The following is a 15,541-nucleotide window of genomic DNA, read 5'->3' on the forward strand; positions in this document are numbered from 1 at the left end:
TCATCGAAGCTTTTCATGCTGCTGGCCATTTGCTCAGCCAGTTTCTTGATGTCAGATTGGTTAGTCATTGCTTATTCTCCTGTTAGTGGATTATAAGCAGTTACACAAAGTTTGGGAAACTCTCCATATTCCAATCATTCACATTTACGGTGCTAGGTATTGATTATAAATTCGGCTATAATGACTTGCCCTTACCCTTAAGAGATATTGTCTAAATGCGTTTTCAGCTCGTACTACGCTTTTGCTCACAGCCAGCACGTCTATCGTGCAAGGACTCGGTTATACCTAGCTTGGAGCGCAAGCAGCATTCCTTTAGAAATAATAATGTCTCTATAAGTGGTATTGCTAGCTCACAACGCGGCGCTTCTACATTGGTATTGGCACTGTTTGTAGTGGCCGTATTAGTGACAGCGGTGGTTGGACTGGCATTCGGTCATAAGCTTGGCTACCAACGTGGCCTTCATTCGATGGAAACAGAAGCTAAGCAAGCAATCATTGATAGCACTGAAGCGACACAAGCACTAGAAGACTTGCGTCTTAGCAATAAGATAGCTACTAACCAGGCGGCAACTGCCAAACAAGAACTGGCCATCAGTTTGGCTAATTTAAAAGAACTGCGTGAAAGCCAGCAAGAATTAACAGTAGAAAATAAGCAAGTATCACAGCTCAACGAGCTATATTCAGATGTCATCCGTGAGAAAGGTGGTATGCCTTTACAGGTATTAGGTGCCAAAATTTCGCCACTACCTGAAAATGCTTTTGAGTATGGTTTTGATATTGGGATGCTCGGTAGCGATGGTCAAGCCAAACGCTTAAGGCCTGTATTGACGTTACTTAACAATGATGATCTTGTAGAAGTGCCACTTGACCCTGCATACCATATGATCGAAGGCATCGTTCGGATACGTGGTCGCTTTGTAATGCCATCAGGCTTTAGACCATTGCAAGCCAAACTGACTTTGCAAGCTGGTGGTCAGAAAGTAGAGCAATTGTATGACTGGAAGCTCGGTGATAGTGTGGATAACATGCTACCATCGCTCCTAGATTTACCAGAAGTTGATGAAAGTCCTATTGTACCTTAATTACCTCATGTCTTAATGAAATACTCAGTGACGATGCTGTGGTTGAAATCTAAGCACAATAGCCCTAGTTAGTGGTTGTGCTTTATACCATGCCTTATCGCCTGCCTTAACAATCTCTTCTATCTTAAACTTACCTTATAATTATATTTTGATTATGATGAAAAAAATGATATCACAAGCCACGCCAACGGTTGCTGATTGGCACTTTCCCAATATGCCTGCTCATCGTGCACAAGACGGTGATACCGATGGTGAAACGTCACCGCAAGCAGATGTATTGGTCGCAGAGCCTGAAGTAGCCAAACCGCCTATGTATGCGGTCGTTATGTACAATGACAACTACACGCCGATGGAGTTTGTTGTATACATATTGCAGTCAGAATTTCGTCATAGTATGGATTCTGCGGTCGAGATTATGCTGACTATTCATAATAGCAGCAAAGGTATTGCTGGCATTTATCCCAAAGATATCGCCGAGACTAAGGCCAAAAAGGTAAATAGTCTGGCACATCGTGAAGGTTATCCGCTATTGACCCAAATCGAACCACATCAAGGCGAGTAGAGCAATTTATTAATTTTTTATACTGATATATGGCTCTATTAAAGCTTTACCTACTGTTCTTTACTTCTAAGTAATCCATATTAAAGCTCACTTTTATAGTGAGCTTTTTCGACTTTTCAGTCATTCCCCTTATATACAAGTAGAATCTCTGAAAAATGTATTTATTATCCATAGAGTATTGATTTCTATAGCAAATAACCCTATCTATTAGAGAGTTCTATTCAATAGTCTTAGACTAAGTATCTTAGTTAAACTTGCTAAAACTCTGTCATTACTAGCTTCGAAAATATCAATCTCTCTTTCTATCTAATCAGTTTTTCAACATTTAATATTCGTTATTAAGGTTGTCGCTACTAGCTTGTAGCACGCTTTGATACATTTTAGTCTGTGTTAATAGATTGACTCCGTCGAAGTATCGTGTTGATATAAAGAAAAGCGGCCATGGATAGTTGTGATTACTGTTGGCTGATAGCGAGATTATAGTATTTAATCAATAGTCTACCGCTCACCTCATTTATTCATGACTTCTAATAATACGAATATAGCCCTTGAACAATTCATCTACCGCCCTGATTTACTTACTAACTCATTCATAAAACTATCAATTATAAAGATAGATATAACCGTAGGAAGTTGTTATGTTAAGTCGTCATCTTGAAGTTTCTCTACGTTTAGCAATGACGCTTGCGCGCCAAAAATCGCATGAGTATCTCACTGTTGAACACCTGCTTTTGGCCTTATTAGAAAATACTCATGCTGCCAATACGTTGACTGCTTGTAATGCTAATGTCTCGGCGTTGCGTACTGAGCTTGAGATTTATATTAATAAACACACGCCAACTATCGATGCTGATACAGAACAGTCACCGCAGCCGACTCAAAGCTTTGATCGTATTTTGCAACGTGCTATTTTTCACGTGCAGTCGATTGGTGGTGGTCGTTTGGTAGAAGGCTCTGATATTTTAGTCTCTATGTTTTCAGAGCATGATACCTATGCTGTCTACTTGCTTAAAAAACAGGGCATCAGTCGCCTTGAGCTAACACAGTATTTATCACACGGCCAAGATAAAGAGGAGCCATCTGAATCACGTGGTTCTGCAGGCACTGAACGCCGTAATGCCTCTGAAAAAACCAGTAAAGATCCCTTAGTTGAATTTGCAACCAATCTAAACCAGCGAGCGGCTGAAGGTAAAACCGATCCTTTGATTGGTCGTGCCTCTGAGATTGAACGTGCTGCCCAAGTATTGTGCCGTCGTCGCAAAAATAACCCATTGCTAGTAGGTGAGCCTGGTGTCGGTAAAACTTCTATCGCTGAAGGTTTAGCATGGTTAATCATTAACGATAAAGCACCAAAGCCACTTAACGGTTGTGTGATTTATAGCCTTGATATTGGTTCACTGATTGCGGGAACCAAGTATCGCGGTGACTTTGAAAAACGCATGAAGTCATTGCTTGATGCGTTAAAGAAAAAACCAAATGCTATTCTTTTTATTGATGAAATTCATATGATTATTGGTGCTGGTTCATCTATGAGCAGCAATATGGATGTATCGAATCTTATCAAGCCAGCGCTTGCTAACGGTGAGCTGCGTTGTATTGGTTCAACGACCTTTACTGAGTATCGCCAAGTATTTGAAAAAGATCATGCATTGTCGCGTCGTTTCCAAAAAATCGATGTCAAAGAACCTAGTGTAGATGACACCATCGATATCCTACGCGGTCTAAAACCTCGTTATGAAGAATTCCATAATGTTGAGTATACGGATGAAGCGTTGGTCACAGCGGTACAGTTATCAGCCAAACATATTCATGAGCGTTTTTTACCTGACAAAGCTATTGACGTGATTGACGAAGCAGGTGCGTATAAGCGCTTAGGCGTAGTGCCTGATGTCGATGATATCGAAGCGGAAGAAAGTTTCATTGCTGATTTAGAGCAAGATTTTGATGCGCAGATTGATGCTGATATCGAAGGTATCGATGGTGATACAGATAATGAAATGCAGGATGAAGCAGCGACTGCGAAAGCAAGCGATAGTGCTAAATCAGCAGATGGTGTGAAATTGTCAAAAGGTCAAAAGCCACCGATGAAAATCGATGTTGCTGATATCGAGGCTATTATTGCTAAGTTAGCCCGTATTCCACCCAAGTCTGTATCGAGTGATGACAAGAGTATCCTTGAGCACCTAGATCGAGACCTTAAGCACTTGGTGTTTGGTCAAGATGAGGCGATTGCTACGTTGGCTGATGCTATCAAACTATCACGTGCAGGATTAAAAGCACCTGATAAGCCAATCGGTTCATTTATGTTTGCAGGACCAACTGGTGTGGGTAAAACAGAAGTATCGCGTCAGTTAGCGAACCTGTTAGGTGTAGAATTAGTACGCTTTGATATGTCAGAGTATATGGAAGCGCACACGGCATCACGCTTGATTGGCGCGCCTCCAGGTTATGTTGGCTATGATCAAGGCGGCTTACTCACTGAAAAAATCAATCAGCATCCACATTGTGTATTGTTGCTTGATGAGATTGAAAAGGCGCATCCAGATGTGTTCAACTTGTTGCTACAAGTGATGGATCATGGTACGTTGACCGATAATAATGGTCGTGTGGCCATCTTTAAGCAAGTCATCGTTATCATGACAACGAACGTTGGTGCTGATAGTATCAGTCGTTCGTCAATGGGCTTTACTCAACAAGACCATAGTCGTGATAATACAGAGTCGCTGAAACGTGTCTTTACGCCAGAGTTCCGTAATCGCTTAGACGCTATTATTCAGTTCAACCCTCTAGATACGTCAGTTGTTGTATCGGTTGTCGATAAGTTCTTAGTTGAGCTGCAAGTACAGCTTGATGATAAGCAAGTGACATTAGAGATTGATGATGATGTACGTGATTACTTGGCGGATAAAGGCTATGACCGTCTAATGGGTGCACGTCCGATGCAACGTCTGATTCAGGATGAAATCAAAAAACCGTTGGCAAGTATGATTTTGTTTGGTGATTTGGTCAATGGCGGTGTCGTGCATCTGACCTTAGAGCCTAAAGTCGATGACTCTCAAGAGAATGATACAATGAAGCTTGATAAGGTATCAGACAAAGGCTCAGCTGATAGTCGTATTATTCTGACAGTCGTTGAAACTCATGAACCACATCCTGATTCTGAGTCTCTAGCCAGCTAAGTTGTTTAATGTTGATGTCAAAAAAACGGTTACCGTATTACTGCGGTAGCCGTTTTTTTATTGCTATAATTCATCAACAAAGCGCATATCATTTTTTGTTAGTATGATTATTTACAGTAAGCTAGTTTTAACAAAGCAATGGAACTTATAACAAGATAACAAGTATAAAAAGGACACACTATGGAACTGTTTGATGAACCGACAACCAAAACAGCAGAACAAAAACAAGCAATTTTAGACAATGTCCGTTTACCAGAAGATTGGAAAATGGCATTAGCAGATGAGCTAACGTCTGAGAATATGGACAATCTACGCGCATTTTTAAAGGAAGCCTATCAGTCCGATGATAGTATCTATCCGCCTGCACCACTGATGTTCAATGCGCTTAATCTCACGCCGTTATCACAAGTCAAAGTGGTAATCTTGGGCCAAGATCCCTATCATCGTCCAGGTCAGGCTATGGGGCTATCATTTTCTGTTCCTAAAGCCATTCCAAAGCCACCATCATTGAATAATTTACTTAAAGAAATGACAGATGACATTGGCATTCGCCCTTCAGCACATGGTGATCTGACGTACTGGGCGCAGCAAGGCGTTCTCCTGCTTAATAGCTCACTAACTGTGCGAGAAGGCGAGCCAAATAGTCATCAGAATAGGGGCTGGGAGCAGTTTACTGACGCTGTTATTGATGCCGTCAATGAACAGACAAAGCATACTGTGTTTATTTTGTGGGGTAGTAAAGCCCAGAAGAAAGGTAAGTATATCGATACGGATAAGCATTTGATTCTGACAGCGGTACACCCATCACCACTGGCGGCAAACCGTGGCGGCTTTTTTGGCACTAAACCTTTTTCTAAAACAAATGACTACTTGGTGCAGTATGGCCAAACTCCAATTGACTGGCAATTACCACAATAAATGCAAAATATACAGAATATAAGCTTAATGCCGTATCAACCTTTAAATATTCAGGCCAGCACTTTTTGGTTAGCTGAAGATATTAAATGGATGCGAGAGGCAATTGAACTTGCTAAGCAAGGTGCTGAACGAGGAGAGGTGCCGGTAGGTGCGGTATTGGTACATGATCAGCAGATTATCGGCCAAGGGTTTAATCAACCTATTGGTAGCCATGATGCTACTGCTCATGCAGAGATAGTTGCATTAAGAGATGCTTGTACACGTTTAGAAAATTATCGATTGCCGCTACAGACTACTTTATATGTCACTCTGGAGCCTTGTACAATGTGTATTGGTGCATTAATTCATGCGCGTGTAAACAAGCTGGTGTACGCAGCGAGTGAACCGCGTGCTGGGATGGTTGGTAGTCAAATGGACTTATCATTACAACCTTTCTATAATCACAGTATTCAAGCCTATAGTGGATTATGCAGCGAGCATAGTAGTCAAATACTTAAGACATTTTTTCGTGAGCGTAGGCAAGCGGCAAAAAAGAATAAGGCCACTATGTAAACTCAAAATACTAATAAACAAGATATCAGTCTTGGTGCTAGTGGTCACGATGATTTTTTGCTATAATATTGCCCTATTTGGTAGCACTCATCTTAATGGGCTATTAAAGACTTAACATACGAATAAATATTGTTTTATTAATGACATATGATAAGCGATATAAGTAACGCATATTATTGAGTAAGTATTATGACTAGTTCTACACCTGATAATGTTTTACTCAATACAGAGGATAGCCACACCTCATCAGTGCGCTACCCTGTTATTTGTATCGATGGTCCTAGTGGCGCTGGTAAAGGTACGGTCACATGGCGTCTGGCACAAGTGTTAGGCTATCAGTTGTTAGACTCTGGTGCGCTTTATAGAATTGTCGGACTAAAAGCCTTTGAAGCGGGTTTGATCAGCGCAGATACTAGCCAACCAATTGACGAAGATGCTGTATTAGCATTGACTGAAAGCTTGAAGATAGCGTTTGTACCGAACAATGACTCAGGACGTGTAGACATTATTGTTAATGGACAAGCAGTAGGTGAGCAAGTACGCAATGAAACGGTTGGAGGCTATGCATCACAGATAGCTGTTTTTCCACAGGTTCGTCAAGCATTGCTCAAGTTACAACAAGATATGGCCACTCGTTCAGGTTTGGTTGCTGATGGTCGCGATATGGGTACGGTTGTTTTCCCAGATGCTGATGTTAAGGTGTTTTTGACGGCCAGTGCTGAAGCGCGTGCAGAGCGCCGTGTGACTCAGTTATTGAACGCTGGTCAAACAGCAGATTTTGAAGCGATTTTAGCGACGATAAAAGAGCGTGATGACCGTGATGAAAATCGTAGTACAGCGCCGTCGAAGCCTGCGGCAGATGCTTTATTGCTTGATAGTTCAGCGCTTAATGCTGATGCAGTATATGAGCAGGTCAAAAAGCATTGCCAAGATAAAGGTGTGTTTTTCACTAGTTAGTCATTTAATAGCTAGTAAAAACAACATATTAAGTACTAAAAAGTTTCCTATTAATCATTGTTTTAGTATAAAATAATACGGTTAAGTGAAATTTTATTGAAGCAGTAAGAAAAATTTAGTTTATTCAAGATGTTGTATTCGATATAAGACAGTTGTTGTTAGTCAGTTTTTATTACGAAGAGCTCGCTATCAACAAACGTTTTTTTATATGATTGTATGGGATATAAAACCAGTATTTCGTTCTATACAATCATAAATTTGATCCGTACTGTGCTGGACAGGATACGGCTATACAAAGGTAGACATAATGGAATCATTTGCTGAACTATTTGAAGCGAGCATTGAAGAGCAGGGCCTAGATATCGAGCGTGGCTCGGTTATTACAGGTGCTGTTGTGGCCATCGATAGCGATTGGATCACAGTAGATACTGGTCTTAAATCTGAAGGTATCGTCGCTCGTGAAGAGTTTTTAAGCGAAGAAGGCGAACTTGAAGTTGAAGTTGGCGATAGCGTTGATGTCGTAGTTGAAGCGGTTGATAACGGCATGGGTCAAACCTTGCTGTCACGTGAGAAAGCTAAACGTGTTGAAACTTGGAACTTCCTTGAAAAAATCGCTGATAACGATGAAATCGTTAAAGGTATCATTTCAAGCAAAGTTAAAGGCGGTTTCACTGTAGATATCGGTTCAGTACGCGCGTTCTTACCAGGTTCATTGGTAGATGTACGTCCTATCCGTGATACAACGCATCTTGAAGGCAAAGAGCTAGAATTCAAAGTCATCAAACTTGACCAGAAACGCAACAACGTTGTTGTTAGCCGTCGTGCAGTTATGGAAGCTGAAAACTCAGCTGAGCGCGAAGAGCTATTGAACAAGCTTGAAGAAGGCATCGAGATCGAAGGTATCGTTAAGAACCTTACTGATTACGGCGCGTTCGTTGATCTAGGTGGTATCGATGGTCTATTGCACATCACTGACATGGCATGGCGCCGTATCAAGCACCCATCTGAAGTTGTTGAAGTTGGCCAAGACCTAAAAGTTAAAGTACTGAAGTTTGACCGTGAACGCAACCGCGTTAGCCTAGGTCTAAAACAACTTGGTACTGATCCTTGGGATAACGTTGGCGGCACTTACCCAGTAGGTAGTGTTGTAAAAGCTCGCGTAACTAACTTGACTGACTATGGTTGTTTCGCTGAGATTTCTGAAGGTATTGAAGGTCTAGTACACGTATCAGAAATGGATCATACCAACAAAAACATCCACCCATCTAAAGTTGTTCAAGTGGGCGATGAAGTTGAAGTAATGATTCTTGATATCGATGAAGAACGTCGTCGTATCAGCCTAGGTATCAAACAAACTCTAGCTAACCCATGGGATGAGTTTGATAAGAAACATGAGCGCGGTGATAAAATCACTGGTACTATCAAATCAATCACTGACTTCGGTATCTTTATCGGTCTAGACGGTGGTATTGATGGTCTTGTTCATCTATCTGATATCTCTTGGAACGAAACTGGCGAAGATGCTATCCGTAACTACAACAAAGGCGACACCGTTGAAGCAATGGTATTGTCTGTAGATGCAGAAGCTAACCGTATTAGCCTTGGCGTTAAGCAGTTAAGCTCTGATCCATTCAACGAATACCTAGTCAATAATGACCGTGGTGCTATCGTTAATGGTAAAGTAAAAGAAGTAGATGCTAAAGGCGCTACTATCGAACTTGCTGACGAAGTTGAAGCTTATCTACGTGCTTCTGAAATTCAACGTGACCGCGTTGAAGATGCAACTAAGCATCTGACTGTTGGTGATGACGTTGAAGCGAAAATCATCAGTGTTGATCGTAAAACACGCAACATCAATTTGTCTATCAAAGCGAAAGACGAAGCTGAAGAGCGTCAAGCGATTAAAGATCTTGGTAGCACCAACACTACTGCTGCTCCAGGTTCTGATGCACAGCCAAAAACTATTGGTGATTTGATCAAAGAGCAAATGCAGTAAGCTGTAAGCTGTAAGCTATTGATATAAAAGTAATATAAAAAAAGCGACTTCGGTCGCTTTTTTTTATGATTAGATTTTATTAATACAGTTAGTAATAGAGGTTTTTAGCCAAATGGGAAAACTCTTATTCCCATTTACGCTAATATCCGCTATCATTTGCACCATTGAGTAACGAGATGATAGTTATAAGCTTTTTATAGTCATAATATGATTCTGAATGTTAGTTTTAAAAGATTCAGTATATATAGTTTAATTATATAAACGCATTTACGTACTATAGAGCGTTGACTTATCATCAGCTTATCCATCAATCAACAAGGCAAGCGTAATAATGCAGCAAGCGATTAACAAATCCGAATTTATTAGTAATTTGAGTGCAAACTGTGACAACATGGCAGACACCGTGGTTGATGACGCAGTGCGTGAAATCTTAAACTTGATGACCCATACTTTAGCCAATGATGGCCGAGTCGAAGTTCGCGGATTCGGTAGTTTTTGTCTACATCACCGCCGTGCCCGTATGGGACGCAATCCTAAGACAGGTGAAAGCGTACCTGTGCCGGCTAAAGCGATCCCACATTTTAAGCCAGGTAAGGCCTTACGCGAAGCAGTAAACGATACGGTAGCAAACGGTTAATTAAACCAGCACTGGCTATCTAACCGTCAAAATTTATCATTCCAAACTGAGGTAACTGTCTCATGCGCTTTCTACTATTTGTATTGCTATTCTTGAGCTTTGCCTATTCACTTGGTTTGGTATTAGCAAATAATACTGAGGTCGGAGTCAACCTACTGTTTTCACAAGCACCTACGATGAATCTAGGGTTGCTACTTATTTTGTGTTTGATGCTAGGTATTGTTATTGGTATTTTACTGGCATTGCTTATCTTTCGTGTGCTACAGAATAAGTGGGAAATCTCACGTCTGCAAAAAGCAAACGCAAACCTGCAAGAGCAATTGGCTCAAGCCAACACAGTTATCGATCGTCAAGCAAGCGCGCCAACAGTAGATGAAGCTGTTTATGGTGCTTCTGCTGCCAATGTGCAAAACAGTGACGCAACTAGCCTAACTGAAGGCTCTACTCTGTCCAAGCGTAGACGAGATTAAGTCGTTAAGTGATTTTTTATGTGATCTGCTAGGTGATAGCTTAACGATCGCAGTACTGACCTCAAATACAATACTTTGATAACTTCAAAATATATGGTAAAACCATGAATAATGTAATTAACTCTCCAGTTGTCGTCGCTCTAGACAATATGACGGTAGAGGCGTCTCTAGCGCTAGCTGACCAGTTAGATCCATCCCAATGTCGATTAAAAGTCGGTAAAGAGCTGTTTACCCGTTGTGGTCCTGATATCATCAAGGCACTGCATCAACGTGATTTTGAAGTGTTCTTAGACTTAAAATTCCATGACATTCCTAATACTACTGCCCAAGCAGTATTGGCTGCCGCTGAGCTTGGTGTCTGGATGGTGAATGTCCATGCTAGCGCAGGTCTAGAAGCCATGTCGTTGGCAAAACAGCGCTTGCTAGATAGAGATCTTGATACCTTACTTATCGCAGTCACCGTACTGACTTCTATGGATAATGAAGCGTTGATGCAAACAGGAATCACTGATAGCTTAGATACCCAAGTGAGCCGACTAGCACAACTGACCAAGCAAGCTGGTCTAGATGGGGTGGTGTGCTCGGCTCAAGAAGCAAAGGCACTTAAAGCATTATGTGGTCAGGATTTTAAACTGGTGACGCCTGGTATACGTCTCGCTGAAGATAATGCAGATGATCAAAAACGTATCTGCACACCAAGTCAGGCGCTAATAGACGGTTCTGATTATTTAGTCATTGGTCGTTCGATCACTCAAGCCTCAGACCCTGCTGCTAAACTACAGACAATACTTCAAAGTATTTAAGTTTGAATAGACGTTAAGTAAAAAAGACAGCCTAAATGGCTGTCTTTTTACTTTTTGATGGTCGAGAAAAAGCTGCTACACTACTTAAATTTATTCTTACAATCGTTCTAAAATATAATAACTATATTAAAAATGCTCATGTAGCTAAATATCAGTAGTGCTGCTATGAGCGTTTATCGTTAATTAGATTTTTAATAATAACGCCACTAAATGATGTTGAATAATATGAAATTACAGATATTGAGTGACTTACATATTGATAGTTATGCACGTCAATCGCACCCCGTTGGACATATTCCTAAAACTGATGCAGATCTAGTATTGGTAGCAGGAGATACTGCTAATAGCGACAAAGGTATGCCGTGGTTGCAAGAGCAAGCGGCGCGCTTAGAAATTCCCCTGATTACTATCGCTGGTAATCATGAATACTTTGATGAAGACGTATTGAGCTTTGACCATAAACTGGCAACTTGGGATAACTATGATACTGCGTCTAAAAAAGGCGTTCGCGTCTTACAATGTCAGCATATCGATATCGGTGATATACGCCTTTTAGGTTGTACGCTTTGGACAGACTATCAGTATCATGCTAACGAAGATACCATGGCTGCTGCTAGGCATTTTATGCGTGACTATAAGCAAATCTATGCAGGTAACGAACTGTTTTCGCCTGAAGTATCTATGCAGATTCATGCCAAGCATCGTCAGTGGCTACAGCAAGCTTTGATGGAATCTCATAAACTTGGTAAAAAAACAGTAGTCATGAGTCATCACAGCGTCAGTTCGTTATCAGTATCTGAAAAATATGCCAATCTACCGAGTAATGCGGCTTTCGTTAGTGACTTGTCAGGGTGGATGCACGAAGACTGGGCACCGATGCTATGGGTACACGGACATACTCATGAAGCATTTGATTATAGAATTGGTAATACGCGAGTGATCGTCAATCCACGAGCCTATCCTAATGAGGTCAGTAGTACGGCATTAGAGTTTGCGTGGGACAAAGTCATTGATATTGGCTAGGATCATGTGTAAATAACGGGCAAATCTCGATTTATTCTAGACATAGATTCTTTTGAATAAAGCGTCTTTTTGAAAGAGTGCAGAGTATTTATAAGATATATTGCAACTAGATTTGTCTGTGGTTCATTCCTGATAAGAAATCTGCTAGGCTTGCTATCATGAGTAAATATCTAAATAACACCCTGTCCAAAATATCTGCTGACAAGCTTGCGAGTCACACCCCAAGCGCGCCTGCACCTTCGCACCTACCAGATAGTATGATCTCCTCCGTCAGCTTATTGCCTGAAAATAAGCGACTGATACTATTTACCAGGCACTCTTTACGCGAGCGCTCTGATGGTAATGGTTTTGCTAGCTATCAGTTACCGTTGACTCCTAAAGGCCGCATACTGGCAAAGTCTTGGGGGCGTTGGTTGGCAGGACATTTGCCATACTCGCTCGATGTCGATAGTATCTCTAGCCCCATTGGGCGTTGTATTGATACCGCGCAGCTGATGCAAGAAGGCGCGGGACTACAGCGCAATATCGCTCATCAGTCTTTGCTAGTAGAGCCTGGCAGCTTAGTCACTGAGCCTGAGATTGCCAACGTGGTATTTAAAGAGATTGGGGTGCTTAACTTTATTAATCGTTTTTTGCAAGGCAATCTCGAAGGCACTAAAAATGCCTATCAGGGTGGTCTCGATATCTTGTCGCTTTTTTATCAACATCAACCGCAGCACGGGCATTTAATGCTTGCGGTTAGTCACGATACTTTATTGTCTGCTTTTTTAGCGGTCATGCTCGATGTGACCGAAATCGATTGGAATGATTGGCCTAAGATGATGGAAGGGGTGTTTTTGTGGTTTGATGATAAGCCCTTTGAGCAAGCCAATGCTTATTTTGTTTGGCGAGGTCAGGTATATACTCGGCCGATTAGTTCATTATTAGACGGTTATCGTGCAGCTGGTTACCATCCTAGTAAGTTGCTATTGCCACCAGAAGTGCAGTGGAATTGATGTTTTGTTCTTAATCACACATTGAAATGAGTTGATAGGGAAGCAATTCATTTAATACATTCTAGTAGACGTAAAAAAACCTTGCCACGGTATTAGAACCAGTGACAAGGTTTTAGTCATTACGCTATAAAAGCGAAATGCGGTCTAACCAATACAAATCTTAAGCTTGTAGGCCTTTGATTGTTTTGTTTAGGCGGCTCTTACGACGAGCAGCTTTATTCTTATGAATAATACCTTTGTCAGCCATACGATCAAGAACTGGTACCGCTTTTTTGTAAGCTTCGGTAGCCGCGTCATAATCTTTAGCTGCGATAGCCGCATCAACACGTTTTAAGTAAGTACGAACCATAGAGCGTTGTGACGCAGAGTTCTGACGACGTTTGGTGTTTTGACGGGCGCGTTTACGAGCTTGTGCAGTATTAGCCACGCGTATCTCCTTGATAAAGATAGATAAAAATATGAATGTTGATTGCAATAATGGGTTTAACAATCATCGGTGACGAGCAGCCGTCTCGTCAAATATGATGTCGATGTCTGATATTAAAGTATCTAATATGAATAGATCATCGTAAGCGTCAGAGCTGTTTGGAATAATTAAACAGCGTTGACGTGTAAAGCCGATTATCTTAGCAAATTATTGAACTAAGGACAATATATTTGATGATTAATGCTTAAAGAAGTTACGTAATATCATCGAATTTGGGTCATTCTAGTAACTAAATCAATAGTAAGCGTTGATAGACGTAGAGGGTTGATAAAATCTCTTACAATATATCCTATATAATAGCGTCAGTTATTGAAGAATTTAGGTATGATATTCTAACGATAGGCCTTGATATAGGTATTTTCTCATCAATATAGTTCATCTAATGTTATATAAGTGGATAGGGTATGCAGCGAAAAGCAATTGTGATTGGCGCAACGGGGTTAGTAGGGCAGCATTTGGTAAAGCAACTGAGTGAGCTTTATGACACATTGATTGTGATTGCTCGTCGTCCGCCACGCTACATTAATGCCAGCATGCGTTTTTATCAAATCAATGATTTTGATAATCTCTCTGAAGTGTTTGCAAGCGTTGGCGCAGACCGAACTACGGATGCTTTTAGTTGTTTGGGTACAACAAAAAAGCAAGCTGGTAGTGATGAGGCTTTTCGCAAGGTAGATCGAGACTATAACGTAAATTTTGCCAAGTTATGTCGTGATAAAGGGGTAGAAAATTTCTTTTTACTCTCCTCAATGAATGCGGATATTGACAGTCGTTTTTTATACAATCGAGTCAAGGCTGAGACAGAGCAGGCTGTTATGGCATTAGATTTTGGACAATTGGTCGTCTTCCGTCCGTCACTATTGCTTGGTAAGCATAAAGGTCGTCCGCTTGAAAGCATTGGTCAAAAAGCCTTTAAACTCATCTCGCCGCTCGTGTCAGAGTCGCTATCGCTACACCCTATTTCTGCTAAACGCGTTGCCAGTGCTATGGCCATGAGTGCTCATGATATCTATCATCGTAGTAAATATCGTACTGAACCTCAAATCAAGCGTACGGATATTATCGAAAATAAGCAGATGCTAGCGATGACCCGGGTTAAAAAATAAAAGAACAGTTTTTCTAGTGACAGACTCAGTCTCAAAACTGGAAAGTTACAGATATCGATTGTTAATTGCATTGGGACAAGATTGCATTAGAACAAAAATACAAAAGTAAAAAACACAATAACTATTATCAAAGTATCAATAAATATTGAAACACCAGTCAGTTGAATCACTAAAACAAGGAGCAGGAGCAATGTCAGAATCGATACAAATGGATAGAGGAAGTTTTGTCACTTGTGATCTATTGGATGCCAATCCTGAGTCGCAAGTATGCTTGCCAAATATCGAAGGTAAGTCATTCCGTCAGTTTGGTGCAAACGACAAATTCTGCGGTGAAATCGTGACGGTTAAATGCTTTGAAGATAATAGCCGTGTCAAATCTCTATTGAATAGCGATGGCAAAGACAAAGAAGGCAATGGAAAAGTATTGGTCGTTGATGGCGGCGGCTCTATGCGCTGTGCATTACTAGGCGATATGATTGCACAATCAGCTATCGACAACGGCTGGGCTGGAGTTATTGTATATGGTTGTGTCCGCGATGTTGATGACATGGCAGAGATGGATCTTGGTGTGATGGCGCTTGGTAGTATCCCGCGCAAATCAACCCGCCGTGATGAAGGTCAAACGGATATCGAAATCAGCTTCGGTGACTTAACGTTGAACTCGGGTATGTTCATTTATGCTGATAACAATGGCATCATCGCTAGCGATAAACCACTTATCAGCTGAAGTTTTAGGCTTGGCTTGATTAGTAAAAACAAAAACCTCAGCTAATA

General features: G+C 41.1%; 15 protein-coding genes. 14 read left to right on the forward strand and 1 reads right to left on the reverse strand.

What is annotated here, in order from left to right; all coding sequences use genetic code 11:
- The first annotated feature begins 215 nt into the window (after positions 1 to 215).
- The 12 genes from JMX63_RS07880 to JMX63_RS07935 all read left to right on the forward strand — a co-directional run bounded on the left by JMX63_RS07880 (position 216) and on the right by JMX63_RS07935 (position 13,174).
- Entirely contained in the window at positions 216 to 1,082 is an 867-nt protein-coding gene (locus JMX63_RS07880; protein WP_201571921.1) for a hypothetical protein, read from the forward strand.
- Between the two features lie 166 nt (positions 1,083 to 1,248).
- On the forward strand, positions 1,249 to 1,644 hold the full coding sequence (locus tag JMX63_RS07885) for an ATP-dependent Clp protease adaptor ClpS (protein ID WP_101206289.1): 396 nt from the start codon (positions 1,249 to 1,251) through the stop codon (positions 1,642 to 1,644).
- 638 nt (positions 1,645 to 2,282) lie between these two features.
- The gene (locus JMX63_RS07890) at positions 2,283 to 4,823 is read left to right on the forward strand and encodes an AAA family ATPase (protein WP_201571922.1); all 2,541 of its coding nucleotides are present in this window, start codon (positions 2,283 to 2,285) and stop codon (positions 4,821 to 4,823) included.
- A 180-nt stretch (positions 4,824 to 5,003) separates the two neighbouring features.
- Positions 5,004 to 5,741, forward strand: a complete 738-nt coding sequence (locus tag JMX63_RS07895) for a uracil-DNA glycosylase (protein WP_201571923.1) — start codon at positions 5,004 to 5,006, stop codon at positions 5,739 to 5,741.
- Positions 5,742 to 5,768: 27 nt separating this feature from the next.
- Entirely contained in the window at positions 5,769 to 6,293 is a 525-nt protein-coding gene (tadA, locus tag JMX63_RS07900) for a tRNA adenosine(34) deaminase TadA (RefSeq protein ID WP_227673290.1), read from the forward strand.
- A gap of 189 nt (positions 6,294 to 6,482) precedes the next feature.
- Positions 6,483 to 7,250, forward strand: a complete 768-nt coding sequence (gene cmk, locus JMX63_RS07905; RefSeq protein ID WP_201571925.1) for a (d)CMP kinase — start codon at positions 6,483 to 6,485, stop codon at positions 7,248 to 7,250.
- Positions 7,251 to 7,557: 307 nt separating this feature from the next.
- The gene (gene rpsA / locus JMX63_RS07910; protein ID WP_057759193.1) at positions 7,558 to 9,246 is read left to right on the forward strand and encodes a 30S ribosomal protein S1; all 1,689 of its coding nucleotides are present in this window, start codon (positions 7,558 to 7,560) and stop codon (positions 9,244 to 9,246) included.
- Between the two features lie 331 nt (positions 9,247 to 9,577).
- On the forward strand, positions 9,578 to 9,883 hold the full coding sequence (locus tag JMX63_RS07915) for an integration host factor subunit beta (RefSeq protein WP_057759195.1): 306 nt from the start codon (positions 9,578 to 9,580) through the stop codon (positions 9,881 to 9,883).
- Positions 9,884 to 9,945: 62 nt separating this feature from the next.
- Positions 9,946 to 10,353, forward strand: coding sequence for a lipopolysaccharide assembly protein LapA domain-containing protein (locus JMX63_RS07920; RefSeq protein ID WP_102094435.1), 408 nt, complete (start codon positions 9,946 to 9,948; stop codon positions 10,351 to 10,353).
- A 104-nt stretch (positions 10,354 to 10,457) separates the two neighbouring features.
- A complete protein-coding gene (pyrF, locus tag JMX63_RS07925; RefSeq protein WP_201571926.1) occupies positions 10,458 to 11,156 on the forward strand; it encodes an orotidine-5'-phosphate decarboxylase in 699 nt (232 codons plus the stop codon).
- A gap of 210 nt (positions 11,157 to 11,366) precedes the next feature.
- Positions 11,367 to 12,179 carry a metallophosphoesterase gene (locus JMX63_RS07930; RefSeq protein ID WP_201571927.1) on the forward strand — a complete coding sequence of 271 codons (813 nt, stop codon included), beginning with the start codon at positions 11,367 to 11,369 and terminating at the stop codon, positions 12,177 to 12,179.
- Positions 12,180 to 12,337: 158 nt separating this feature from the next.
- A complete protein-coding gene (locus JMX63_RS07935; RefSeq protein WP_201571929.1) occupies positions 12,338 to 13,174 on the forward strand; it encodes a histidine phosphatase family protein in 837 nt (278 codons plus the stop codon).
- A 160-nt stretch (positions 13,175 to 13,334) separates the two neighbouring features.
- Here JMX63_RS07935 and rpsT read toward each other — a convergent pair whose 3' ends face one another.
- A complete protein-coding gene (gene rpsT / locus JMX63_RS07940; protein WP_010200097.1) occupies positions 13,335 to 13,601 on the reverse strand; it encodes a 30S ribosomal protein S20 in 267 nt (88 codons plus the stop codon).
- A gap of 464 nt (positions 13,602 to 14,065) precedes the next feature.
- On the opposite strand from rpsT, the gene JMX63_RS07945 reads away from it, so the two are divergent.
- Together JMX63_RS07945 and rraA are read left to right on the forward strand one after the other, a co-directional pair.
- On the forward strand, positions 14,066 to 14,767 hold the full coding sequence (locus tag JMX63_RS07945; RefSeq protein ID WP_201571930.1) for an NAD-dependent epimerase/dehydratase family protein: 702 nt from the start codon (positions 14,066 to 14,068) through the stop codon (positions 14,765 to 14,767).
- A 190-nt stretch (positions 14,768 to 14,957) separates the two neighbouring features.
- The gene (gene rraA, locus JMX63_RS07950) at positions 14,958 to 15,494 is read left to right on the forward strand and encodes a ribonuclease E activity regulator RraA (protein WP_201571931.1); all 537 of its coding nucleotides are present in this window, start codon (positions 14,958 to 14,960) and stop codon (positions 15,492 to 15,494) included.
- The last annotated feature ends 47 nt before the right edge of the window (positions 15,495 to 15,541 follow it).

Source organism: Psychrobacter nivimaris, assembly GCF_904846365.1.
Classification (GTDB): Bacteria; Pseudomonadota; Gammaproteobacteria; order Pseudomonadales; family Moraxellaceae; genus Psychrobacter; species Psychrobacter nivimaris_B.

What these genes read in the sequence shown, in the direction of transcription:
- cmk (WP_201571925.1), top strand. Translation starts at nt 6,483, where the DNA reads ATGACTAGTTCTACACCTGATAATGTTTTACTCAATACAGAGGATAGC.
- JMX63_RS07930 (WP_201571927.1), top strand. Translation starts at nt 11,367, where the DNA reads ATGATGTTGAATAATATGAAATTACAGATATTGAGTGACTTACATATT.
- JMX63_RS07915 (WP_057759195.1), top strand. Translation starts at nt 9,578, where the DNA reads ATGCAGCAAGCGATTAACAAATCCGAATTTATTAGTAATTTGAGTGCA.
- rpsA (WP_057759193.1), top strand. Translation starts at nt 7,558, where the DNA reads ATGGAATCATTTGCTGAACTATTTGAAGCGAGCATTGAAGAGCAGGGC.
- JMX63_RS07890 (WP_201571922.1), top strand. Translation starts at nt 2,283, where the DNA reads ATGTTAAGTCGTCATCTTGAAGTTTCTCTACGTTTAGCAATGACGCTT.
- JMX63_RS07885 (WP_101206289.1), top strand. Translation starts at nt 1,249, where the DNA reads ATGATATCACAAGCCACGCCAACGGTTGCTGATTGGCACTTTCCCAAT.
- JMX63_RS07935 (WP_201571929.1), top strand. Translation starts at nt 12,338, where the DNA reads ATGAGTAAATATCTAAATAACACCCTGTCCAAAATATCTGCTGACAAG.
- pyrF (WP_201571926.1), top strand. Translation starts at nt 10,458, where the DNA reads ATGAATAATGTAATTAACTCTCCAGTTGTCGTCGCTCTAGACAATATG.
- JMX63_RS07895 (WP_201571923.1), top strand. Translation starts at nt 5,004, where the DNA reads ATGGAACTGTTTGATGAACCGACAACCAAAACAGCAGAACAAAAACAA.
- JMX63_RS07945 (WP_201571930.1), top strand. Translation starts at nt 14,066, where the DNA reads ATGCAGCGAAAAGCAATTGTGATTGGCGCAACGGGGTTAGTAGGGCAG.
- rraA (WP_201571931.1), top strand. Translation starts at nt 14,958, where the DNA reads ATGTCAGAATCGATACAAATGGATAGAGGAAGTTTTGTCACTTGTGAT.
- JMX63_RS07920 (WP_102094435.1), top strand. Translation starts at nt 9,946, where the DNA reads ATGCGCTTTCTACTATTTGTATTGCTATTCTTGAGCTTTGCCTATTCA.
- JMX63_RS07880 (WP_201571921.1), top strand. Translation starts at nt 216, where the DNA reads ATGCGTTTTCAGCTCGTACTACGCTTTTGCTCACAGCCAGCACGTCTA.
- tadA (WP_227673290.1), top strand. Translation starts at nt 5,769, where the DNA reads ATGCCGTATCAACCTTTAAATATTCAGGCCAGCACTTTTTGGTTAGCT.